General features: G+C 66.7%; 17 protein-coding genes. 13 read left to right on the forward strand and 4 right to left on the reverse strand.

Translation table 11 applies throughout. The annotated features are described in order from the left end of the window. Positions 1-357: 357 nt before the first annotated feature. The 10 genes from GF399_00670 to GF399_00715 all read left to right on the forward strand — a co-directional run bounded on the left by GF399_00670 (position 358) and on the right by GF399_00715 (position 17,871). The gene (locus GF399_00670) at positions 358-7,554 is read left to right on the forward strand and encodes a PQQ-binding-like beta-propeller repeat protein (protein ID MBD3398827.1); all 7,197 of its coding nucleotides are present in this window, start codon (positions 358-360) and stop codon (positions 7,552-7,554) included. Between the two features lie 120 nt (positions 7,555-7,674). Then, positions 7,675-9,720: a hypothetical protein gene (locus GF399_00675; protein ID MBD3398828.1), complete on the forward strand. Its 2,046-nt coding sequence runs from the start codon at positions 7,675-7,677 to the stop codon at positions 9,718-9,720. A 3-nt stretch (positions 9,721-9,723) separates the two neighbouring features. Next, positions 9,724-11,019 (forward strand): tetratricopeptide repeat protein, encoded by a 1,296-nt coding sequence (locus tag GF399_00680; GenBank protein ID MBD3398829.1) that lies wholly within the window; start codon positions 9,724-9,726, stop codon positions 11,017-11,019. A gap of 28 nt (positions 11,020-11,047) precedes the next feature. Next, complete coding sequence (locus tag GF399_00685) at positions 11,048-11,914, forward strand: YicC family protein (protein MBD3398830.1); 867 nt, start codon at positions 11,048-11,050, stop codon at positions 11,912-11,914. Positions 11,915-12,320: 406 nt separating this feature from the next. Further along, positions 12,321-12,980, forward strand: coding sequence for a guanylate kinase (locus GF399_00690; protein MBD3398831.1), 660 nt, complete (start codon positions 12,321-12,323; stop codon positions 12,978-12,980). Beyond that, on the forward strand, positions 12,977-13,813 hold the full coding sequence (locus tag GF399_00695) for a hypothetical protein (protein MBD3398832.1): 837 nt from the start codon (positions 12,977-12,979) through the stop codon (positions 13,811-13,813). Before GF399_00690 ends, GF399_00695 begins: the two co-directional genes overlap by 4 nt. A 168-nt stretch (positions 13,814-13,981) precedes the next feature. Continuing rightward, entirely contained in the window at positions 13,982-15,118 is a 1,137-nt protein-coding gene (locus GF399_00700) for an aminotransferase class V-fold PLP-dependent enzyme (GenBank protein ID MBD3398833.1), read from the forward strand. A gap of 25 nt (positions 15,119-15,143) precedes the next feature. Then, positions 15,144-15,779: a redox-sensing transcriptional repressor Rex gene (locus GF399_00705; GenBank protein ID MBD3398834.1), complete on the forward strand. Its 636-nt coding sequence runs from the start codon at positions 15,144-15,146 to the stop codon at positions 15,777-15,779. A 76-nt stretch (positions 15,780-15,855) separates the two neighbouring features. Then, the gene (locus GF399_00710; GenBank protein MBD3398835.1) at positions 15,856-17,001 is read left to right on the forward strand and encodes a transcriptional regulator; all 1,146 of its coding nucleotides are present in this window, start codon (positions 15,856-15,858) and stop codon (positions 16,999-17,001) included. Next, the gene (locus GF399_00715; GenBank protein MBD3398836.1) at positions 17,002-17,871 is read left to right on the forward strand and encodes a glycosyltransferase; all 870 of its coding nucleotides are present in this window, start codon (positions 17,002-17,004) and stop codon (positions 17,869-17,871) included. Between the two features lie 218 nt (positions 17,872-18,089). On the opposite strand, the gene GF399_00720 is transcribed toward GF399_00715, so the two are convergent. Then, complete coding sequence (locus GF399_00720) at positions 18,090-18,689, reverse strand: hypothetical protein (GenBank protein MBD3398837.1); 600 nt, start codon at positions 18,687-18,689, stop codon at positions 18,090-18,092. A 406-nt stretch (positions 18,690-19,095) separates the two neighbouring features. Here GF399_00720 and GF399_00725 point away from each other — a divergent pair, with 406 nt between their 5' ends. Then, the gene (locus GF399_00725) at positions 19,096-20,112 is read left to right on the forward strand and encodes an ATP-binding cassette domain-containing protein (protein MBD3398838.1); all 1,017 of its coding nucleotides are present in this window, start codon (positions 19,096-19,098) and stop codon (positions 20,110-20,112) included. 16 nt (positions 20,113-20,128) lie between these two features. Then, positions 20,129-20,899 (forward strand): ABC transporter permease subunit, encoded by a 771-nt coding sequence (locus GF399_00730; protein ID MBD3398839.1) that lies wholly within the window; start codon positions 20,129-20,131, stop codon positions 20,897-20,899. A 90-nt stretch (positions 20,900-20,989) separates the two neighbouring features. On the opposite strand, the gene GF399_00735 is transcribed toward GF399_00730, so the two are convergent. From GF399_00735 to GF399_00745, 3 genes are all read right to left on the reverse strand, one after another. After that, positions 20,990-21,274, reverse strand: a complete 285-nt coding sequence (locus GF399_00735) for a hypothetical protein (GenBank protein MBD3398840.1) — start codon at positions 21,272-21,274, stop codon at positions 20,990-20,992. A 449-nt stretch (positions 21,275-21,723) separates the two neighbouring features. Beyond that, complete coding sequence (locus tag GF399_00740) at positions 21,724-22,326, reverse strand: N-acetyltransferase (protein MBD3398841.1); 603 nt, start codon at positions 22,324-22,326, stop codon at positions 21,724-21,726. 32 nt (positions 22,327-22,358) lie between these two features. Continuing rightward, a complete protein-coding gene (locus GF399_00745; GenBank protein MBD3398842.1) occupies positions 22,359-23,363 on the reverse strand; it encodes a hypothetical protein in 1,005 nt (334 codons plus the stop codon). Between the two features lie 391 nt (positions 23,364-23,754). On the opposite strand from GF399_00745, the gene GF399_00750 reads away from it, so the two are divergent. Then, positions 23,755-24,924, forward strand: a complete 1,170-nt coding sequence (locus GF399_00750) for a GuaB3 family IMP dehydrogenase-related protein (GenBank protein MBD3398843.1) — start codon at positions 23,755-23,757, stop codon at positions 24,922-24,924. Positions 24,925-25,053: the final 129 nt, after the last annotated feature.

Here is a 25,053-nt window from a genome sequence, read left to right on the forward strand (position 1 = left end):
ACGATGATCTTGAGACGATGATCTTGAGAAGGGGTTTGAATCCAGCGGCCGCCCGGTCATCCCGGTTATTCAAACACCGGGACGCCCGGACGCCCGTCGGCTATCCGTCGTATAAAAGGCAATCCCCCTCTTCCTCTTCTAATCGGTGCAGCCGGGTCGACGGATTCCGCGTCACAGCTCGGCTACGCCGAAGCGGCTATCCCGCCAACACCAGTCTGCACTAAGATCGTAGCCGATTCTCGAGCCCAGCGTCTGCACCGTAGCGACACAGGTAAACGACGTCGTACTAAGCGGTCTAATCGTACCGGCTGCGCGACCTCCGCGTCGCGGCCGTCTCCCACCATCCAGGGCGAGCAAGTGAAACGAATCCCCACCCTGCGCTTCTGCCTGATCCTCCTGCTGGCCGCCGCCGGCGTCGTCCGGGCCCAGAGCATCTCCTGGAGCTTCGACACCGCCGCCGAGGACGAGGCCAGCCGCAGTGTTCAGTCCAGCCCCTGTCTGGCCGACGCCAACGGTGACGGTCAGCAGGAGATCTTCTTCGGTTCCGGCGGGGGCACCTTCTACGCCCTCTACTCCAACGGTCAGCAGTGGTGGAGTTATCCGACCGACGGGGTCATCTTCAGCTCGCCGGCGGTGGGTGACATCAACGGCGACAACCGTCCCGAGGTCGTCGTCGGCTCCGACGACGGCGGCATTTACGCCTTCCGCGCCTCGGGCGGCCTGTTGTCGGGTTCCTGGCCGGTGTTCACCGGCGGACCCGTCCGCGGCTCGGCCCTCCTGGCCGACATCGACGACAACGGCACCGACGATATCGTCATCACCGCGGGCGACGGCAAGCTCTATGCCCTCGACTACCAGGGCTACGACCTGCCCGGCTTCCCCTACAAGCTCGGCTCGGCCAGCGAAAGCTCGCCCACGGCCGCCGACATCGACAACGACGGCATGCTGGAGATCGTCGTCGGCGACAACTCCGGCTTCGTCCACGCCGTCAACCACGACGGCACCCCCCTGGGCGGTTGGGAGATGCCCAAGAGCACGGGCTACTCGGTCAAGAGCTCGCCGGCCCTGGGCGACATCGACGGCGACGGCTTCCTCGAAATCGTCGTCGGCAGCGAGGATTTCAAGGTCTACGCCTGGAAGCCCAACGGCCTGCTGATGTCGGGTTGGCCGGTGCCGACGGAGTACAACATCTTCCACTCCTCACCGGCCATCGCCGACGTCGACGGCGACAGCGAGGTCGAGGTGGTCATCGCCTCGGGCGACGGCCGTGTCTACGCCCTGGAAGCCAACGGCCGCAGCGTTCCCGGTTTTCCCCTGGTCCAGCCCGCCGTGGAAGGGACCACGGGCAGCGCCACCATTCACGGTTCGGTCACCCTGGCCGACATGGGGGCCGGCCTGGCCGCCGTCGTCGGTGCCGAGGACGGCAAGATCTACGCCTGGAAGGTCTCCGACGGCCAGATCCACCCCGGTTTCCCCGTGCCCATCGCCAACGGCGCCGTGCGCTCCACACCGGCCATCGGCGACCTCGAGGGCGACGGCACCACGGAGATCGTCGCCGGCAACAACGACGGCAACCTGGCCTGTATCGAGGTCGGCGGCGGTTTCGACCCCGACCGGGCGCCCTGGCCGATGTTTCTCAACAACCCCACCCACGTCACCCTGTTCGGTCACGGGGCCGTTCCCGAGGTCGCCATCGAGCCCATCGAGGGCGAGCAGACCGGCGATGTCAGCATCTCGTATCAGATATCCGACCGCCAGAACGATACCGTCAAGCTCTGGGTCCTCTACTCCGATGACTCCGGCGGAACGTATCACGAGGCCTCGGTTTCCGGCCAGACCACGGGTCTCGGTCCCTCCGACTACACGGGCAGCGTGGTTTGGCACAGTCGCGACGACATGGACCACATCGAGGAGACCGGGGTCAAGATCAAGCTGGTCGCCGAGGACCAGACAGGGATGGGCCTGGGCATCGAAAGCGGCCTGGTCCATCTCGACAACAACGACCCGCCCCGGGCGATCATCGAGCCCCTCGAGGGCGAGCAGACCGGCGACGTCTATATCAATTACCGGCTGGAGGACGACGAGAGCGACGAGCTGTTGGTCACCTGCGAATACTCCGTCGACGGCGGCGAGACCTGGCTGGAGGCCCTGGGCGCCGAGGGCAACCTGCACCACATCGATCCCGCCCACTACGCCGATCAACTGATCTGGGACTCCCGCGTCGATCTCGAGGAACAACACGTCGAGGGCTGCCTGTTCGCCATTACCCCCGAGGACCGCGACGTCGGCCAGCGCGTGGTTTCGGCGCCCTTCACCGTCGACAACAACCCGCCGCCGACGATGTTCGTCGAGAACGTCACCGGCGAGCAGAGCGACCGGGTCGAGATCAACTACGAGGTTACCGACACCGGCGACGACGAGATCTCCCTGGCCTGCTACTACTCGCCCAACTTCGGCAAGGACTGGTTCGAGGCCACCGTCGAGGGGCCGACCTCCGGCATCCGCATGCAGGAGATGGCGGCCTACGACTGGGTGGGCACGGGTCAGTTGGTCTGGCTCTCGTCCGCCGATCTGCCCAGCGTCGATCGGCCCGAAGTCCAGTTCCGCATCATCCCCAGCGACCTCGACGAGGGCGAGGAGGACGACACCGTCCCCTTCCGCGTCGACAACAACGAGCCGCCGACGGCCCGGGTCACCGACATCTCCACCGAGGTCAGCGGCGAGGTCCAGTTGAGTTTCGCCATCGACGATCCGGAAAACGACACCTGCGACGTATTGTTGGAGTACTCCATCGACGGCGGCGCCACCTGGAACCCGGCCTACGCCAAGGAAACCATCGAGCCCGAGGGCAAGGAGACCAACCTGGTCCGCGGTTTAGAATCGAGCCGGCCCAGCCACAGCATCACCTGGCTCTCGACCGTCGATGAAGACCAGCTCGATACCGAGCAGGCCATGCTGCGGATCACCGCCCGCGACAACGACCTGGCCGCCAGCCCGGCCTCGACGGTGGCCTTCCACCTCGACAACAACGAGACCCCGACCCTGACCGTCGACAGCATCACCGAGGAGTCCAGCGGCGACATCCCGATCGGTTACCAGCTCGACGACCGCGAGCAGGACGTACTGTCCATCGCCTGCGAGTTCTCCGCCGACGGGGGGACGACCTTCCAGCCGGCCACGGTCTCGGGCGCCACCAGCGGCATCGGCCCGGCGGCCTACGACGGCGAGATCGTCTGGAACTCCGCCGCCGATTTCGACGGCCGCGACGAGCAGAACCTGGTCTTCCGCATCACCGTCGCCGACAACGACACCGGTGACTTCTCGGCCACGGCGCCCTTCTGGGTCGACAACTCCGTCCCGCCCTCGGTGGCCATTACGGCGATCACCGAGGAGGTCTCCGCCGACGTTCCCATCGATTACACCCTCACCGACCGCGAGGGCGATCCGCTGTCCATCGTCTGCGAATACTCCGACGACGGCGGTTCGACCTTCCAGCCGGCCACGGTGGCGGGTCAGACCGAGGGCATCGGCTCGGCGGGCTACGACGGTACCATCACCTGGAACTCGGCCGCCGACACCACCGGCGTCGACCAGCAGGACGTCTTCTTCCGTATCCGGCCCTTCGACAACGACGAGGGCGAGAGCGCCCAGATCGGCGCCCTGCACGTCGATAACAGCTTCGAGCCCACGGTTCAGATCACCACGACCCTCGAGGGCGAGCAGACCGGCGACCTGGCCTTCGCCTACCAGCTCAACGACCAGGAGCAGGACACCCTGTCCCTGACGCCGGAGTTCAGCCAGGACGGCGGCGGCTTCTGGCAGCCCGCCACCGTCTCCGGTCAGACCGACAACCTGACCCCGGAGATTTACGGCGGGCAACTGGTCTGGAACTCCAAGACCGATCTGCTGGGCGCCGACCTGGAGAACGTCATGTTCCGCCTGATCCCGGCGGACAACGACACCGGCGAGCCCGCGGCCGTCGGACCCTTCCACCTCGACAACAACGCCGTCCCGGCGGCGGAGCTGGCCCAGGTCACCGGCGAGCAGTCCGGCGACGTGGTCATCGGCTACAACCTGACCGACGACGAGGGCGATATCACCGCCATCCTGCCCGAGTACTCCATCGACGGCGGCACGACCTGGAACGAGGCCACCACCAAGGGCCTCTCCACGGCGGCCTATTCCGGCGAGCTGATCTGGGAAAGCGTGGCCGATATCGACGGCGAGGACTCCGAGCAGGTCGTCTTCCGCATCACCCCGGAGGACAACGATGTCGGCGAGCCCGGCCTGACCCCGGCCTTCCACGTCGACAACAACCACGTGCCCGTGTGCAACGTCGCCGATTACACCGAGGAACAGACCGGTGACATCGAGGTCGTCTACAATGTCAACGACCGCGAGGGCGACTACGTCAGCCTGACCGCCGAGTACTCCCTCGACGGCGGGACGACCTTCAAGCCGGCCACGGTCACCGGCGCCCTGAGCGAGATCGGCCCCACGCCCTACGAGGGCTACTTCACCTGGAACTCCGGCGCCGACATCCAGGGCCTGGACTCCGAGTCCGTCGTCTTCCGCGTCACCCCGGCCGACAATGACACCGGTGAAAGCGGCCAGTGCGCGCCCTTCCACGTCGACAACTCCACGGCGCCCAGCGTGACCCTGACGGCGATCACCGAGGAGCAGTCCGGTGAGGTCCAGATCCAGTACGCCCTGACCGACGTCGAGGGCGACCCGCTGTCGATCATCCCCGAGTTCAGCCCCGACGGCGGGGCGACCTGGCAGCCGGCCACGGTGCTGGGCCGGGTCGAGAACATCAGCCCCGAGCTCTACTCGGGCAGCCTGACCTGGCAGTCCGCCGTGGACATGGACATGGTCGACAACTTCGAGACCCACTTCCGCGTGCGGCCCTTCGATAACGACGAGGGCGACTCCGACCAGATCGGCCCCTTCCAGGTCGACAACTCCGATGTGCCCGGCGTCGTCGTCCAGACTCCGGAGGGCGAGCAGACCGCCGACGTGACCATCGCCTACCAGATCACGGACCGCGAGGGCGACCCGGTCAGCCTGACGCCGGAGTTCAGCCCCGACGGCGGGGCGACCTGGCAACCGGCCACGGTCAGCGGCCAGACCGAAGGCATCGGCCAGTCCGGTTACACCGGCAGCCTGACCTGGAACTCCAAGCTCGACCTCGACCAGGTGGACAACTTCGAGGTCGCCTTCCGCCTGACCCCGGCCGACAACGACGTCGGCGAGCCCTACTCCACCGACATCTTCCAGGTCGACAACTCCGACGCCCCGACGATTACCCTGGCCCCGATCACCGAGGAGCAGACGGGCTACGTCACCGTCGACTACCTGATCAGCGACCGCGAGGGCGATCCGGTCAAGCTGACGCCGGAGTGGTCCGCCGACGGCGGAACCACCTGGAACCGGGCCACGGTCAGCCAGCAGGTGGACATCGGCTCCACCGGCGGCATCCCGCCCGAGAACTACGACGGCTCCCTGGACTGGAACTCCAAGACCGATACCGACTTCGTCGACCTGCCCGAGGTGCTCTTCCGCCTGACCCCGGAGGACAACGACGTCGGCGAGCCGGTCACCACCGGACCCTTCCGCCTGGACAACTCCGACGTGCCGACCATCACCCTGGTCACCCCGTCGGGCGAGCAGACCGCCGACGTGGTCATCGACTACGAGATCTCGGATCGCGAGGGCGACCCGGTCAGCCTCACCCCCGAGTTCAGCCGCGACGCCGGCACGACCTGGGAGCCGGCCACGGTCACCGGCCAGACCGCGGATATCGACAGCGCCGGCTACCTGGGCAGCCTGACCTGGAACTCCAAGAGCGATATCGACATGCTCGACCTGTTCGAGGTCCAGTTCCGCCTGACCCCGGCCGACAACGACACCGGTGAGCCCGCCGCCACCGGAACCTTCCAGGTCGATAACAGCGATCCGCCGGCGATCGTTCTCTCCGATATCACCGAGGAGCAGTCCGGCGATGTCACCATCGCCTACGAGATCAGCGACCGCGAGGGCGATCCGATCAGCCTCAAGCCCGAGTTCTCGACCGACGGCGGCGCCAGCTTCGCCCCGGCGACCACTTCCGGCGTGCTGACCGAGATCGGTCCCGGCGCCTACTCCGGCACCCTGACCTGGCAGTCGGTCAGCGACATGGACGGTCTGGACTCCACCAGCGTGGTCTTCAGGCTAACCCCGGCGGACAATGACCAGGGTGCGGCCGACGAGACGGCGCCCTTCCAGGTCGATAACTCCGACGCTCCGCGCGTCAGCGTGGTCACACCGGAGGGCGAGCAGACCGGCGACGTGACCATCGCCTACGAAATCAGCGACCGCGAGGGCGACCCCGTCGACCTGACCCCCGAGTTCAGCCGGGACGGCGGGGCCACCTGGGAGCCGGCGACGGTCACCGGTCAGACCGCAGGCATCTCCGAGACGGCCTACAACGGTTCCTTGATCTGGAACTCCACCAGCGACATCGACATGCTCGACCTGTTCGAGGTCCAGTTCCGCCTGACCCCGGCCGACAACGATACCGGCGAAGCCGACACCACGAGCAGCTTCCAGGTCGATAACTCCGACATCCCCGCGGTCAGCGTGTTCACCCCCGAGGGCGAGCAAACCGTCGACGTGACCATCGCTTACGAAATCAGCGACCGCGAGGGCGACCCCGTCTCGCTCAAGCCCGAGTTCAGCCGGGACGGCGGGGCCACCTGGGAGCCGGCGACGGTCACCGGCCGGACCGCCGACATCGGTCCCGAGGGCTATAACGGCGAGCTTATCTGGAACTCCAAGACCGATACCGACAATTACGACCTCTTCGAGGTGGTCATCAAGCTCACCCCCTCGGACAACGACGAGGGCACGCCGGACCAGACGGCGCCCTTCCAGGTCGATAACAGCGATCCGCCCTCGATCAGCCTGACCGACATCACCGAGGAACAGACCGCCGACGTGACGATCCAGTACACCATCAGCGACCGCGAGGGCGACCCGGTCAGCCTGACCCCCGAGTTCAGCCGGGACGGCGGGGCCACCTGGGAGCCGGCGACGGTCACCGGCCGGACCGCCGACATCGGTCCCGAGGGCTATAACGGCGAGCTGATCTGGAACTCCAAGAGCGATACCGACATGCTCGACCTGTTCGAGGTCCAGTTCCGCCTGACCCCGGCCGACAACGATACCGGCGAAGCCGACGCCACGGTCAACTTCCAGGTCGATAACTCCGATCCGCCGGCCGCCGAGCTGGGCGCCGTCGAGGCCGAGGTCTCCGGCGACATCATCATTCCCTACACCCTGTCCGACCGCGAGGGCGACCCGCTGACCATCACCTGCGAATACTCTCTCGACGGCGGAACGACCTGGCAGCCCGCCTCGGTGCGCAACCCGACCGAGGACCTGACCACGGCTCAGTACACCGGCGATATCATTTGGGATTCGGTCACCGATCTAGACGGCGTCGACGCCGCCGACGTGGTCTTCCGCGTCACCCCGGCCGACAACGACACCGGTCAGGCGGCCACCGTCCGCTAGTCCGACAGTCCATCTTTCCAACCGAGGCTCGCGGCCCGTGCTCCGGTCGTGGTCGGTTCGACGGTTAACGATCCGCGGCCCCGCTCCCCGGGGCCCTTTAACGGCGCAAACGAGGTTATTATGAAGCTCCGAGCCGTCTTGCTCGCTCTGTTGACGCTCCTCGCGGCGGCGTACGCCTTCCGGGTCGATAATAACGAGCCGCCCTCGATCGTCTTGACGGACATCACCGAAGAGCAGACCGCCGACGTGACGATCCAGTACGAGATTTCGGACCGCGAGGGCGATCCGATCTCGCTCAAACCGGAGTTCAGCCGGGACGGCGGGGCGACCTGGGAACCGGCGACGGTGACGGGTCAGACCGCGGAGATCGGCCCGGCGGGCTACGTCAGCACGCTGACCTGGAACTCGAAGCAGGACGTCGACATGCTGGACCTGTTCGAAGTCCAGTTCAAGCTCACGCCGAGCGACAACGACGAGGGCACGGCGGACGCGACCAGCAACTTCCAGGTGGATAACAGCGATATCCCCAGCATTGTCTTGACGGACATCACCGAAGAGCAGACCGCCGACGTGACGATCCAGTACGAGATTTCGGACCGCGAGGGCGATCCGATCTCGCTCAAACCCGAGTTCAGCCGGGACGGCGGGGCGACCTGGGAGCCGGCGACGGTGACGGGCCAGACCGCGGAGATCGGCCCGGCGGGCTACGTCAGTACGCTGACCTGGAACTCGAAGCAGGACGTCGACATGCTGGACGGCGAGTACGTCTTCCGCATCACCCCGGCGGACAACGACACCGGCGAACCAGCAGCCACCGGCCCCTTCCAGGTCGATAACAGCGACGTGCCGACGATCAGCCTGACCACGCCGACAGGCGAGCAGAGCGGCGACGTCGAGATAGCCTACGACCTGCAGGACCGGGAGAACGACCCGATTACGCTGACGCCGGAGTTCTCGGCCGACGGCGGAGCCAGTTGGCGGCCCGCCACGGTGACGGGTCAGACCGAGAGCGTCACGCCGGGTCCGGGGAGCCTGACCTGGAACTCGAAGCAGGACGTCGACATGCTGGACGGCGAGTACGTCTTCCGCATCACCCCGGCGGACAACGACACCGGCGAACCGGCAGCCACCGGCCCCTTCCAGGTCGATAACAGCGACGTGCCGACGATCAGCCTGCAGCCGATCAGCGAGGAGCAGTCCGCCGAGGTCGAGGTGGCCTATGAGCTGTCCGATCGCGAGAACGACCCGATTACGCTGAGCGTCGAGTACTCGACGGACGGAGCGATTTGGAACCCGGCCGATGTCAGCGGGCGTTTAGAAGGTGTGACCCCGGGGCCGGGCAGCTTGACCTGGAACTCGACGACCGACCTGGACGCCCGCGACCTGCCCGCCGTCTACCTGCGTGTTACCCCGGCGGACAACGACACCGGCGAACCCGCCCAGACCGGTCCCTTCCCCCTGGACAACTCCGAGGCCCCGCGGATCGAATTGCAGACCCCGTCGGGCGAGCAGTCGGGAGCCGTCGAAATCGGCTATACTATCAGCGACCGTGAGGACGATCCCGTTTCCCTCGAGGTCTCCTACAGCCTCGACGGTGGCTCGAGCTGGGACCCGGCCACCATCGCCGGTTCGCTCGAGGGGTTGACCCCGGATCCGGGCGCCTTTACCTGGCAGAGCGACACCGATGCACCGGGTGTCGACGAGAACGCCGTGATGATCAGCGCCCTGCCCTCCGACAACGATCAGGGCCAGGAGGGGCTGACCGGCATCTTCATGCTCGACAACAACCAGCCGCCGTCGGCTGAACTCAGCCTGCCCGCCGGTACCCTGTCCGGCATCGTCCAGGTCACCGTTACGCCGCTGGATCCGGAAGGTGATCCGGTGGATTGCGGACTCGAATACGACGCCGGAACGGGTTGGACGCCGGCCTCGATCAGCGGCGGCCTCAGCGGGCTCACCGGACCGACGACGGTCAGTTGGGACACGGTGATGGACCTGGGCGAAACCGCCGCTTCCGGCACCCTGAGGGTGATTCCGGCGGACAACGACACCGGCGAACCCGGCACCGTTCCCTTCAGCGTCGACAATACCCCGGCGCCGCCGCCCGAGCCCGAGCCGGAGCCCGAACCCCAACCCGAGGACGAAACGTCACCCGGAGCCCCGTAAACGATGAACCGCGTCCCGCGTTACAGCCTGGTCCTGCTGCTCCTCGTCGCGGTGACGAGCAGCCCGGCCCTGCCCCGGGTGGTCTGTCTGCCGCTCAATAACGAGGGCGCCGCCGTCGATTCCTGGTACTCCCTGGGATTGACGGAGGCCCTGGCCTATCGGCTCAACGCCGACAAGGCCGGTGTGGGCATCGGATTCCGCACCCTGCGGGAGACGCTGGCCGAGCTGTCCCTGGGGCGTCAGGACAGCTTCAACGACGCCGATTACGACAAGCTGATCGAGAAGCTGCGCCCCGATTACTATCTGACCGGCTCCTATCTGGTCGAGTGGCCCGCCGACATCGCCGAGGACCCGCGCTTCGAGGTTGAGGTCGCCCTGCTCTCTCACCCCGCCGAGGAAGAGCTGTTCAACATCCGCTTCACCGGCATCGATCTGCTGGCCATCGAGGTCGAGATCTACAAGGAGCTGCGCCTGGCCCTGGATGATCCCCTCGACGAGCTGGAACTGGATCGGGCGCGGGAAGTGGTCACCTTCAGCCATCGAGCCTACCGCTGGTTCTGCCGCGCCCTGGGCAGCGTCAACTCGGGAACCCAGGAAGCCGCCCACCTGCGACGGGCCCTGGAGATCGCCCCCGACTTCTGGGTCGCCCGGCGCGAGCTGGCCCGGGTGCTCCTCGAGCTCGGCTCCTCCGCCGAGGCCCTCGAGGCCGTTCTCGAGGTCTTCCGCCAACAGCCCGACGATCCCTGGACGCTCAAATACTACGCCGACGTCCTCGAACGCCTGGAGGACGAAGAGAAGTCGATGCGGATGTACCGGCGGGCCTCCCTGGCCGACGAACGCCACTGGCGCATCCACCTCGAGCTGGGCCGCCACTTCGAGCGCGTCGGCTACAGCGATTTCGCCGAACGCTGCTACGAGAAGCTCCTCGACCTTGACGACGATTTCTACGTCGCCTACCGCGGCCTGGGCAAGATTCTGTTGGCCCGGGGCGAATACGACCGCGCCCTGGAGCTGCTCCAGCGGGGTGAACCCCTGGCGCCCCGTGATCCCGAGTTCCACAGTCTCCTCGGCCAGGCCTACGTCTCCAACGGCTTGTTCGACGACGGCATCGCCGAGCTGCAGCGCGCCGTCGAGCAGAATCCCGCCGAGGGCCGCTACGCCTACCAGTTGGGTTTCGCCTACTACCGCAGCGGCGACACCGTGGCCGCCGACGAGTGGTGGCGCACCGCCGAACTCCTCGGCTACCGCCCCGGCGAGGAGGGCGGACTCGAGGGCCCCGAGGCCGACGGAACCTTCTAACCCCGGAGGAAGCCTTATCCTGGAGAGCATGACCGGTTACGCCGTGGGACGCTGCGTCACCGACGGCGACCTGCTGTCCCTGGAAGCCAAAAGCGTCAACGGCAAGCACCTCAAGGCTTCCGTCAAGCTGCCGCACGCCCTGGCGCCCTACGAACCCCTGGTGCTGGAGCTGATCCGCGAACGCATCAGTCGGGGCAACGTCCGCCTGGGCTGCCTCGAGTTCGCCGGCTTCACCCCCGAGGAGGCCCGACCCCGCGTCGATCAAGCCCGCGCCCGGGGATATCTGGCGGCGCTCGAAGAACTGCCCCCCGGTGTCGCGCGTTCCCTGTCGGCCTACGAGCTGTTGCGCCTGCCCGGTGTACTGGCCGAGAGCGGTAACGGCGTCGACGCCGAGCGCCTGGAAGCCGCCGTCCGCCGCGCCGCTGAACAGGCCCTCGACGGCCTGCTGGAGCGGCGCCGCGAAGAGGGCGACCGGCTCGGCGAGGCGATGGAACGTATCCTCGCCGAGCTGCGCGATTTGCGCGGTGAGCTCCACGCCGCCGTCGCCGATGCTTCCGCCCAGTTGGCCGATAACCTGCGCCAACGGCTCAACGAGCTTCTCGACGACGACAACAAACTGGACGAGGGCCGCCTCGAGCAGGAGGTCGCCTACCTGGCCACCCGGGCCGACGTCACCGAGGAACTCGACCGCCTCGACAGCCACCTCGAAGCCTTCGACGCGGCCCTCGCCGAGGGCGGCGCCGTCGGCCGACGCCTCGACTTCCTCTGTCAGGAGATCCACCGCGAGCTGACCACCTGCGGCAACAAGGCCGTCGGCACCGCGATCACCCCCGTGGTCCTCGAAATGAAGGTCCTGCTCGACCAACTGCGCGAGCAGGCCGCCAACCTCGCCTGAAGGGCCGCTCTCAGAACCCCGCTCGCGAACCGCACGGCGGTACGATTACACAGCAACAGCAACCGTCGCTCCTCCACCGGTCAGCGTAGCAAGCGGACGCTCAACCCCGTAACGCTGCGCCCACCGGCGACGAGACCTTGGCGGACGACCCCCGCGGCTCCAAGAGCCACGCAACGATTACAGCGGCCGGAACTGGCACGGTTTTTGCGGAGGCGCACCCCGCTCGCCGCTTCGACGGCCGCCGAGCTGCAAAAACCGTGCCAGTTCCGGCCGCGGCGCCCGTCTTAGGGGCAGGCGGGGCCGACAAAGGTCTCGTCGCCACGGAGCCGGCAGTGTCGACGCTGCGTGAGGTCGCGCCCTCTCGGGCGGAAAGTGAACCGATAACCCTTCGTCACGGGACGGTCCGATGATCGAGCCCCAGCGTCAGCGCGGTATCCCCTTCGTTATCTCCTCGCCCTCGGGCGGCGGCAAGACGACGATCTTCCGCGCCCTGCAGCACTACCATCCGGAGATGTTCTACAGCATCAGCGCCACCACCCGGCCCCCGCGTCCGGGCGAGGTGGACGGCCAGGATTACTACTTCTACAGCTCGGAGCGTTTTGAGCGGGCCCGGGAGAGCGATGAGTTCATCGAGACCGCCGAGGTCCACGGTTTCAACTACGGCACTCCGCGGGGACCGTTGCTGGACGCCCTCGCGGGCGGTCGTGACATCGTTCTCGATATCGACGTCCAGGGCGGCGATGCGATCCGCGGCTCTTTCCCCGACGCCGTGCTGCTGTTCATCGTCCCTCCGGACCTGGAGACCCTGCGGGAGCGGTTGGAACGCCGTCGTTCGGAGAAGGACGAGGTCATCGCCACCCGGTTGAGCAACGCCGAGCGCGAGTTGGGCCACGCCGCGGAGTACGACTACGTGGTCGTCAACGACGATCTGGAGCGCACCATCGCCGAGGTGCGGGCCATCGTCCTCGCCGAGCGTTGCCGGACCACCCGCCGGTTGCAGTGGCTGCACAACTGTTTCCCACAGAGTCTGCCGACACCGGCGAACAGCGAAGGGGGGGAGGTGTGAGACGCAGGATTGCGATTAACGGTTCGCTGTTGATCATCGCGATGGCAGCCGCGGTGTTGGTGGGGTTGTACAGTGCTTGCGACACCACGGAGCCCCTGCCCGGCTCCGAGGCCGAGATCTCGGTCACCGGCTACGCCAGCGGCGCCGAGTACCTGGACGGCGACACCGTACCTTTCGATGATCGCGTTCTCGTCGTCGCCGGGGAGGTCACCGACACCGACCCCTTGAACACCCCGGACGAGTGGGACGGTCACGTCCTGGTGCTGCGCAACAAGACCGAGGAGTACATCCTCTCCGATTTCGAGCTGCAGCCCGTCGAGGAGGAGGAGAGCCGCTGGAGCTTTGAGCATCTGGTGCGTATCCCCAGCGGGTTCAACACCCTGGAGATCCACGTCTCGGCCTTTCCCGGCGGCACCCTGCTGGAGGCCAGCCCGGAGTTGGAGCTCAGCGGCGCCTGGAGTTCCTCCCGGGAGAACATCGTCGCCGCGGTGGAGTGGAACACCGTTGATCGAGCCAACCTCAACCTGCACCTGCTCGACGACCTGGGCAACGATTGCTCGGAGAACGACCCCAATGTCGGCGGGATGCGCCTGGACATCGGCGACAGCTACGGCTACGGACCCGAGTACATTACCGCCATCACGGACCGTGACGCCACCTACGCCGTCGAGGTCGCCTACGCCGACGCCAACGGCTGCGATAGTCCTGTGCCCTGCACCGTGCACCTCTACAAGAACGGTGCCGAGATAACGCAAAGCCCCTATCACCACACCTTCTACCCCGAGGATGAGGGTAAAGACGCTTGGCAGGTGACCGAGATTAACTACCCCTGATCCTGGTTTTTTCAACGTCGTCGTCCTATAATCGTCCCGGATGGCTGCTCCCATCGGTCGTTTTTTTTGCCCAACCTCGTGAAATAAAGCACGTTACCGGGTCTTACCCGTACGGCATTCACCGTCGACGCCTGCTGGACGCCGCCGGTTATCAGGGAAGGAAACCCGATGCAGGTCTATCTCGATAACAACGCCACCACCCGCACCGCCCCCGAGGTCGTCGAGGCGATGCGGCCCTACTACACCGACAATTACGGCAACGCCTCCAGCTTCCACCAGTTCGGCCAGTCGGCCAAGCAGGGCCTGGACGAGGCGCGAGGCACCATCGCCGGCTTCCTCGGCGTCAACTCAGACGAGCTGGTTTTCACCGGTTCGGGGACCGAGGCCGACAACTATGTCATCCGCGGCGTCGCCGCCCGCTACGGTGACGGCCATCTGGTCACCAGCGCCATCGAGCACCCCGCGGTGCTGCAGACCTGCCGCTTCCTGGCCAAGGGGGCTTTCGAGCTGACCGTGCTGCCCGTCGACGGTCAGGGCCGGGTCGATCCCGACGAGCTGCGCCGGGCGTTGCGCCCGGACACCCGCCTGGTCAGCATCATGGCCGCCAACAACGAGATCGGCACCCTGCAGGACCTCGCGGCCCTGGGTCGGGTCTGCCGCGAGGCCGAGGTGCCCTTTCACTCCGACGTCGTCCAGGCTCTGGGCAAGATCGAGCTGAACCTCGCCGAGCTGCCGCTGGATTTCGTCGCCGCCTCGGCCCACAAGCTCCACGGCCCCAAGGGCGTCGGCCTGACCTACATCCGCCGGGGCCGGCGCCCGCCGGTCAGCCTGTTGCTGGGCGGGGGTCACGAGAAGCGCCGCCGCGCCTCGACGGAGAACGTCGCCGGCGCCGTGGGGTTCGCCCGGGCCGTGGAGCTGGCCGCCGCCGACGATCACCGACGGATCGGCGAACTACGCGACCGTCTCGAGGAGGGCCTGACCGACGCCGTTCCCGAGACCACGGTCCTGGCCGCCGAAGCGGAGCGCCTGCCTAACACCTCGAACATCATCTTCGCCGGCGTCGAGGGCGAGAGTATCGTCATGGGGCTGGACTTCGCCGGGATCGCCGTCAGCACCGGTTCGGCCTGCTCCTCGGGCTCTCTGGAGCCCAGTCACGTCATCCTGGCTCTGGGCTACGATCACGGCCTGGCCCAGGGGACCATCCGCTTCTCCCTCTCGCGCTACACCACGGCCGAGGAGATCGACTACACCATCGAGAACGTCCCCCCGGTCATCGAGCGGCTGCGCAACATTTCGGCCTTCTAGCCCTCTTACACAACCTAGCGTCGCGATGAATAAAACCATCCCCCAGGCCACGGTCCGCCGCCTGTCCCTCTACTGCCGCTTCCTGGAACAGAAGGAGCGCGAGGAGCAGGCCTATATCTCCAGCCAGGAGCTGGGCGCCGGCATCGGCACCAACGCCGCCCAGGTTCGCAAGGACCTCTGTTTCTTCGATCGCTTCGGCACCCCGGGGCGCGGTTACCCGGTGGGTTTCCTGCGCCGCCGCCTGGCCGCCATTCTGGGCATCAAGGGCCAGAGCTGGCGCGTGGCCGTCGTCGGCGTCGGCAAGCTCGGCGCGGCCCTCGTCGGCTACGGCGGTTTCAACCGTCAGGGCTTCGACTTCGTCGCCCTGCTGGACAACGATCCCGACAAGCTCGGCCGACGCTACGGCGGCCTGGATGTCGAGGACGCCGCCGAGCTGGAGACGATCCTGCGGCGCCGCGAGGTCGACATCGTCATCCTCACCGTCCCCGCCGCCGTGGCCCAGCGGGTGCTGGACCGCGTCGTCGACGCCGGGATCCGCGCCGTGCTCAACTTCGCCCCGACCACGGTCAACGCTCCGCCCGGCATCCAGGTCCGCAACGTCGACCTGGCCGTCGAGCTCGAGGGGCTGTCCTTCTTCCTGATCAACTACGGGCGGGACTGACGGTCTCACGACCGATCAATGCGCCGGTTAGCGGTCGTCGGCTCGCGGGGTCTGAAACGCTCCGCGTCGAGCCGTTATCCCCGTCGTCGCGGCAAGCGCCTTCTCCACGGAGGAACACGTGAACGAGATCCCCTTGGCCGATCTGGCCGCCGCCCACGCCGAGCGCAGTATCGAGCTCGAGGAGGCCGCCGTCCGCGTCCTGCGCTCGGGGCGCTACATCCTGGGGCCCGAGGTGGCGTCTTTAGAGGAGGAGCTGGCGGCCTACGTCGGCGTCGAGCACGTCGTCGGCGTGGCCTCGGGCACCGACGCCCTGCTGCTGGCTCTGCAAGCCCTGGACCTGCCGCCGGGCAGCCGGGTGCTGACGACGCCCTTCACCTTCTTCTCCACCCTGTCCTGCGTCGTCCGCTTGGGTTACGAGCCGGTGCTGGCCGACATCGATCCGCGGACGTACTGCCTGGATCTGGAGCAGGCCGCCGCCCTCTGCGCCGACGAGCGTATCCGGGCGGTCATCGGCGTCGACCTCTACGGCGACGTCCTCGACTATCCCCGCCTGCGCGGGCTGATCGGCCGCGACGACGTCTACCTGATCGAGGACGCCGCCCAGAGCTTCGGCGCCGAGCTGGATTGCCGGCGCGCCGGCTCCCTGGCCGACCTCGCCACCTTCAGCTTCTTCCCCGCCAAGAACCTCGGAGCCGCCGGCGACGGCGGAGCGGTGGCCACCGACGACGCCGAGCTGGCCGAGCGGGTGCGCGTGTTGCGCGTCCACGGGGCCAAGCCCAAGTACCGTCACCATCTGGTGGGGGTCAACTCGCGGTTGGATCCCCTGCAGGCCGCCCTGCTGCGCGTCAAGCTGGCCCACGTGGACCGCGATCTGGAGCGCCGCCGCGCCCTGGCCGCCGGTTACAACGCCGCCCTGGCCGACTTCGTCGAGGTGCCCCAACCCGACGGCGGCCATCTCCACGCCTACAACTACTACGTCGTCGGCGCCGCGGACCGCGACGAGCTGCGCGGTTATCTCGCCGCCCGCGGTATCGGCTCCGCCGTCTACTACCCCGAACCTCTGCATCTCCAGCCCTGCTTCACCGAGCTGGATTACGGCGCCGGTTCCTTCCCCGCCGCCGAGGCCGCTTGCGGGCGGGTATTGGCCCTGCCGCTGTATCCGCAACTCGATCCCGCCGATCAGCACCGGGTGATCGAAGCTGTCGCCGAGTTCTACGCCTAGATGCCGCACCCCGAACTCAGCGTCGTTATCTGCAGCTACCGTTGTCGTGAGGTTCTGGGCGACTGCCTGGCCTCGATCCTCACCGCCGGCGGTCTGGACGAGGTCGAGGTCATCGTCGTCGACAACGCCTCCGGCGACGGCACCGCCGAGGTCGCCCGCAGCTTCCCCGGCGTCCGGGTGCTGGTCAACGAGGCCAACCTGGGCTTCTCCCGGGCCAACAACCGCGGTCTGCGCCTGGCCCGGGGGCGCTTCCGGATGATCCTCAACCCGGACATGCTGGTCCTCGACGGCGCCCTGGCCGAGTTGGTGCGCTTCATGGACGACCACCCGGACTGCGGAGCCTGCGGCGGCCGGGGTTTTTCCCCAGCCGGCGAGGAGCAGCCCCAGTTCACCCGGGCCGTGCCCACCCCCCTCGTCGCCCTGTTCCACTTCCTGCGCCTGGACCGCCTGTTCCCCGGAAGCCGCCTCTTCGGCCGCTACAACTATACCTGGGCCGATCGCGAGCAGGTGCTCGAGGTCGAAGCCCTGTCGGGCTCCTGCATGCTGACCCGTCCCGCCGCCCTCGAGGAGGTCGGCCTGCTCGATGAGCGCTTCCCCCTCTACGCCGAGGACCTCGACTGGTGCCTGCGCTTCCGCCGGGCGGGCTGGAAGGTCAACTACGTGCCGACGGCCCGCTTCATCCACCACCACGGTCGGTCCAGCGGCAAGAACCTCGTCTGGGCCCGTAAACAGTTTTTCCTCACCATGCGCCAGTTCTATAACAAGCATCTCAGAGCGGAATACAACGCCCTGGTCAACCTGCTGGTCGACGCCGGGATCCTCGCCGGGCTGGGACTGGGCTTGCTGCGGGCCTACCTGCGCTGCCGTTGAGCGTTACCTCACCGACCACGGCGCCGGCCGACGCCTCCCCGGCAAAGGATAAAGCCACAGGCCTCCGCCGGCGGAGGCCTGTAAAGCGTAACGATAACTGGTAAGGGCCGGGTTTCGGGTATTTGCGAATACGTCGGTTAGTATGGATTAGGGATGGTGAAACCCGGTCGTCAAGCGCTTAACCTCGATCACCCGGCGCGGAATTGGACCGCGCTGGGTCAGCGAGGCGAGTTGTAGGGCCCGTCTTCCTCGAACTTCGTGGCCTGCAGGTCCTGGTAGTCGACGCCTTCGGTGGCTTTAAACGCCCAACGCAACCACTTGCGTTCGGCCTTGAGCAGACATTTGCGGTGTTGGAAGATCATGTACTCGCCGAAGGTCAGCTCGCCGTCCTCCTGCATCTTCTTCCAGGCATCGCGAATCTGCTTCTCCTCTTCGCGCACGGCTTTAAAGCGCTTGTCGAGGAGTTCGGTCAGCTTGTCGGCGTCCAGTTCCAGGGGCTTGGCGAAGCCGATCACGGTGTCGAGGCCGAAGTACAGTCGCTGGCTGTAAACATCGAGTTCATCGAGTCCGCCCTCGAGGGCCTCACGCCCCTCCTGGGTGAGGGAGTAGACGTGACGCGGCGGACGGTTGCCCTTCTGGGCCGTCTTCTCGACAACCATCCCTTTGTTGCGGAGTTTCTTCAGGGTATAGTAGAGGTGCCCGGTGGAGACCTCGCTCCATAGATCGGCGTGTTTCTCCTCCAGCACCCGTTTTAGTTGATAGCCGTGCATCGGCTCCTCGGATAACAGGCCGAGGACCATCAGGTCGACTTTGGTCATGGTTTGCTCTCCTTCAGGTATGTTGCCTCGTCTTATAAACGCAGTTAAAACACACCCGGTCTATTGTGGTCTGTTTAACTAAGGGTAGTATGATAAATATGTTTTGTCAAGTATTGGAACATCTTTTTGTGGATTATTGCGGATTGGTCCGGGGTGATATGGCGGAGATATGGCTAACTGTGACTCAGTTTGCCAAGGATATTGCCATCATTGGATATTCTCATTTTGATAACAGCCCCGGGGCTTACCGGCGCCCTGATAGACCGCAGCGCGTGCCGCCTCACTGTGATGTCCCGGCAAGGAACAATCAGCGCTCCCGCGGCCGGAGCGTGAGGGGTGCGGGGAAAAACGCCTGTCCGGCGCCGCCGGGCTTGTCGCTCCGCTGAGGCTGTTTTATACTGGATTGATGCTGACCGCCGCGCACAAAAACGACCGTGAAGGGGCGGTCCCGGCTATCGAAACCCGGGACCTGGTGCGGCGCTATGACGACCTGGTCGCCGTCGACGGCGTCAGCCTCCAGGTCGCCGAGGGCGAGATCTTCGGTTTCATCGGACCCAACGGCGCCGGCAAAACGACGACCATCTCCATCCTGGCCACCCTGATCCGGCCCAGCGGCGGTCGGGCCTGGGTGGCCGGTCGTGATGTGGTCGCCGAAGCCTCCCAGGTGCGGCGGCACATCGGCATCGTCTTCCAGGAATCGACCCTGGACACCAAGCTGAGCGTGGCGGAGAATCTGGACTTCCACGCCCGCATCTACCGGGTCGAGGATCGCAAGCGCCGCGTCGCCCAGATGCTGTCCCTGGTCGAACTGGACGACTGGCGCGACAAGCTGGTCGACCGCCTCTCAGGCGGGATGCGGCGACGGTTGGAGGTGGCCCGGGCTCTGCTTCACCGTCCCCGGGTCCTGTTCCTCGACGAACCCACCCTGGGGCTCGACGTGCAGAACCGCCATCGCATCTGGGCGGCCATCCGCAAGCTGGTCGTCGAGGACGGCATCACCGTTTTCCTGACCACCCACCAGCTCGAGAACGCCGAGCTCTGCCACCGCATCGGCATCATCGATCACGGGCGGCTGGTGGCCTGCGACACGCCCACGGCGCTCAAGCGCTCCCTCGGCGGCGGTCTGATCCGTCTGGAATGCAACGATCCCGCCCCGGTGGTCCGCCGGGCGCGGGCCGACGGTCACGAAGCCGCCGTCGACGGTCGCAGCGTCACCGTGGTCGTCGACAACCCGGCCGCTTACCTGCCGGACCTGCTACGCAACCTGGAGGTCCCGATCGTGAACCTCCAGGTCGAGGAACCCAGGCTGGAGGATGTTTTCCTGGCCCTGACCGGTCGCCGGCTGCGCGACGAGGAAGCGGGCAAGAGCGGCGCCTGGCGTAACGTCCATCGGGCCAGTTCCCGCCGGACCAACCGCCGCTGAAAAGGGGGGACGAGGGATGATCCAGGGCTTCGCCGTCCGCGCCGTCTGGCTGCGCGAGTTCAAGCGCTACTTCCGCGACATCCCCCGGGTGGCCTCGTCGGTGGCCCGGCCCATGGTCTGGCTGTTCATCCTGGGGATCGGTATCTCGCCCAACTTCGCCCCTGTGGGCAGGCTCGGCTACATCGAGTACATCTTCCCGGGCATGGTGGTGATGACCATCCTGTTCACCTCGACGGTGTCGGCGATCAGCATCATCTGGGACCGGGAGTTCGGCCTGCTCAAGGAGATGCTGGCGGCGCCGATCAGCCGCAGCTCGATCGTCGTCGGCAAGATGCTCGGCGGAGCGACCATCTGCACCATTCAGGGCCTGATCGCCATCCTGCTGGTCTTCCTGACCAAGATTCAGCTTTTGTGGTACAACATCTTCTGGATCCTGCTCGCCAGCTTCATCGTCGGCTTCATGCTGGCCGCCCTGGGGATGATCATCGCCAGTTTGGTCAGGACCTACGAGGGCTTCAGCTCGGTGATGAACTTCCTGATCATGCCGATGTTCCTGGCCTCGGGAGCGGTGTTCCCCCTGGACAATCTACCCCGCTGGGCCTACCTGCTGGCCCGCGCCAACCCGATCGCCTACGCCGTCGACCTCTTCCGCGGCCTGATGCTCCATCACTACGAGTACACCTTTTTCATCGACATGATGGTCATCTCGGTGCTGACCCTGCTGACCACGGGCTACGCCATCTTCCGCTTCCACAAGATGGCCCACAAGTGGGGTGGCGGCGGCTGAGCGGAGCGGTCCGCCGTAACCTCGACCACGATAGAGAACAACGCCCACCGGGCGTTGTTCTTCATAGTGCTTGCGGTGCTCGGGATCGGGTCAGTCGGTCAGCCGGTGGGCCAACTCCTTCATCCGCTTGCCGGGGACGAACTTGATCCGTTTGCGGGCGGGGACGATGACGACCTCGTTGGTGCGGGGGTTGCGGGCTTTCTTCTCCTTGGCGTCGCGGACGCTGAAGACGCCGAAGTCGCGAATCTCGATCCGCTCGCCGCGGCTCAGAGCGGCCTTCATCTCCTCGATGAGGGAATCGAGCACCTGGGCGGCGATCTTCTGCGTTACGTTGAGCTTCTTGGCCACGGTGATGGCGATTTCCCGCTTGGTCATCGGGTTACCCCCCGCTTAAGAGCGAACCTGGATGCCCCGGCGGTTGAAGCGTCACCGTCAGTTGACGGTGGGCCGGGATCTGGCTGGGGAAGCGAAAGTAGGGTGTTCTGGTGTAGCTGGGCGGCTGGATCGGCGCCAATCGCTCGGTGGCGGTTTCGAGTGTAACGGCGTTTCAACACGCCACGGGCCTCGCGCTGCTGGCCGCCGGGGTCGGGTCGGGGTCAACCGCCGGGGGCCGGTTTCGAGTGTAACGGCGTTTTTAGCGCGCCACGGGCCTCGCGCTGCTGGCCGCCGGGGTCGGGTCGAGGTCAACCCCCGGGGGCCGGCCGCGACCGTTGTTGCAATTCAACTCCGTCAAGGGTTCAGTTGGAGGTTGAATTGTGCAGGTCATTGTCTAACTTAAGGTTACCAAACGCCCTTTTTTCAAGTCAAGGGCTATGTGGGTTTTTTCAGTCGTCGCAGGTCTCCGGGCGGTTCAACAGGCCCTCATCGAGGCGGTAGCTCCGCCCACAGGTTTCGCAGACGACGTCGTAACCGGCGGCGGTCGGCGGGACGGCGAGCCGTTCGCCGCAAACGCAGACCCAGCCGACGCGGCGGGCGGGCACCCCCTGGACGAGGGCGAAGTCTGGGACGTCGTGGGTTACCACGGCGCCTGCGGCGACCATGCAGTGGGTCCCGAGGGTGACGCCGCAGACGATGGTGGCGTTGGCGCCGATGGTCGCGCCGCGGCGGCAGAGGGTCGGCTCCCAGGCGTTACGGCCTTTGGGGAAGAGGGCCCGCGGGTTGCGGTCGTTGGTGAAGACGCAACTGGGGCCGCAGAAGACGCCCTCCTCCAGGGTCACCCGGGTGTAGATGCTGACGTTGTTCTGCAGCTTGCAGCGGTCGCCCAGCACGACGTCCGCGCCCAGGTAGCAGTTCTGGCCCAGGACGCAATCGGCGCCGACGCGGGCGCCCCGGCTGAGGTGGCAGAAATGCCAGACCCTGGTTCCCGGGCCCAGCTCGACGTCGTCGTCGAGATAGGAGCTGGGATGGACGAAGGGCTCCCTGGTCATTGAGCGGCGCTCCTTGAAGCTGTCTGCGCGCCTTAGGCGTCGTAGGCGATCTCGATCGGCCGTCCCCGCCGGGCGGCGCTCTCGTCGGCGGCGGCCAGTACGCGTAGAATCCTCAGTCCTTCGCGCCCGTCGCCCCTGGGCTCCGCGCTTCCCGCGCAGCAGTCGAGGAAGTGCTGGAGCTCCCGGGCCAGGGGTTCGCCGGGCTCGATTTTGAGATTGCGCACGGCGTAGTCGTGGTGCTCGGTGACGGGGCGACCGGCGGCGTCGCTGAGCGGTTCGGCCCACTTGGGATGGACGGCGACCTCGCCGGCGACATCGTCCCAGAGCAGCATGCCGCGCTCGCCGACGACGGTCACCTCGCGTCGCTTCTGCGGGTCCAGCCAGCTCAGGTGGATGTGGCCGAGGCGTTCGCCGGGGAATTGCAGGGCCAGATGGGCGTAATCGGCGATACCGGCGCGGATGTGGCTGCCGGCGGAGCAGCAGACCGTCGTCGGCCAGGCGTCGAAGATCAGGGCCAGATTGAGGATATCGTGGGGCCCCAGGCTCCAGACGGCGTTCTCGGCCGCTCGGACCCGGCCGAAGTTGGTCCGCCGGGCGTGGGCGGTGTAGAGCCGCCCCGGTTCGCCGGAGGCCAGGGCGCCCAACAGGGCCTCCAGGGCCGGATGGTAACGCAGGACGTGGCCCACCAGCAGCCGCCGGTCGACGGCGTCGGCCAGCTCGACCAGCTCCGTGCCTTCGGTCACGCGCAGAGCCAGGGGTTTCTCGACGAAGACGTGCAGCCCGGCCTCGAGGGCGCTGCGGGCCAGCTCGTAGTGGTGTTGGGCCGGGGCGCTGACGGCCACGGCGTCCACGCCGGATTCCAGCAGGGTGTTGTAATCATCGACCAGGCGGGCCGCGGGGGCCAGCTCGGCTGCCTGCCGTCGCCCGGACTCCGCCGGATCGTAGACCGCCGTTACCCAACAATCCGTCAGGGATACCAGGTTGCGCAAAATATTGCGCCCCCAACGGCCGACACCGGCAACTCCGATTTCGATCATCCTCACCTCCGGGGAGATGCGATGATACCAGAGGTCCCGGTGGGCGGCAAGCCCGACCCCGCGCCGCGATCGGTGATCACAGGCTTGCCACTACGCCGTCCCTATGCTAGTATCCCTCCACGGGTGGTCCACCCTCCCACCGTCGCGGGAATGCTTAGACAACACTCCGGGCCGCAACGGAAGGGTAGACCCGGGAGAACGCCGCGTTCCCCGTCACGCCTCCGCCGCAGGCTCCCGTGGGAGCCTTTCTTATTACGGGGCGGAGCTAACGGGGCAATGAACGAAGAAGCAGCTAACGAAACAGCTCAGCCAGCAGTGGACGTCGGCGACCTACGGCATGACTCCGGCCGGTATGGTCCGCGCACTTAACCCCATTCCCAGGAGCTCCGGCATGGGCATGTACATCGGTATCGGGCGCAAGGCCCGTCAATGCTTTGGTTTCGACGAAATCGCCCTCGTTCCCTTCAACCTGACCATCAACCCCGACGAGGTCGACCCGAGCTGGGAGCTCGGCGGGCGGCGCTTCGAGGTGCCCCTGATCGCCTCGGCGATGGACGGCGTCGTCGATGTCGACTTCGCCATCGCCATGGGCAAGCTGGGCGGTCTGGCCGTGTTGAACCTCGAGGGCGTCCAGACCCGCTTCGCGGACGCCGGCGAGATGCTCGACCGCATCGCCTCGGCCAGCCCCGAAGAAAGCACCCAGCTGATCCAGACCGTCTACGGCGAGCCGATCAAGAAGGAGCTGATCGGCAAGCGCGTCGAGCAGATCAAGGCCGGCGGCGCCCCCGCCGTGGTCAGCGCCATCCCCCAGCGCGCCGGCGAGTTCGGCCCCGTCGCCGCCGAGGCCGGCTGCGACATCTTTGTCGTCCAATCCACCGTCGCCACGGTCAACCACGAATCGAGCGCCTACGATACCCTGGACTTCGCCGCCTTCATTGCCGAGATGCACCGCCGCGAGGTCCCCGTCATCGTCGGCAACACCTGTACCTATCAGGTGACCTACGAGCTGATGGAGGCCGGCGCCGACGCTATCCTCGTCGGTATCGGCCCCGGCGCCGCCTGCACCACCCGCGGCGTGCTGGGCATCGGCGTGCCCCAGGTCACCACCACCGTCGACACCGCCTATGCCCGCGATCGCTTCTACAAGATGACCGGCCGCTACGTACCGATCATCACCGACGGCGGGATGCGCGCCGGCGGAGACATCGCCAAGGCCTTCGCCGCCGGAGCCGACGCCGTGATGATCGGCTCGCCCTTCGCCAAGGCCCACGAAGCACCCGGACGCGGTTTCCACTGGGGGATGGCCACACCCCACGCCAACCTGCCCCGGGGCACCCGCATCCGCGTCGGTCAAAACGCCAGTCTCAAGCAGATCCTCTTCGGCCCCGCCGAACTCGACGACGGCACCCAAAACCTGATGGGCGCCCTGACCACGGCGATGGGCAATCTCGGCGCCCACTGCATCAAGGAGATGCAGAACGTCGAGATCATCATCGCCCCCTCGATCAAAACCGAGGGCAAGGTCGAGCAGAAGGCCCAGCGGATCGGCATGGCCAAGTAACCCGGCGCTCATTGCCCGCCCACCGGGGGGTGGCCGCCTCGGCGGCGACCCCCCGGTTGCGCCGGCGGGGGAGCCCCCATCCGCGGGACCGGCCCGCCGCCCCGGCCGGAACTGGCACGGTTTTTGCGG

This window comes from Candidatus Coatesbacteria bacterium, assembly GCA_014728225.1.
In the GTDB taxonomy this organism is placed as follows: Bacteria; RBG-13-66-14; RBG-13-66-14; order RBG-13-66-14; family RBG-13-66-14; genus WJLX01.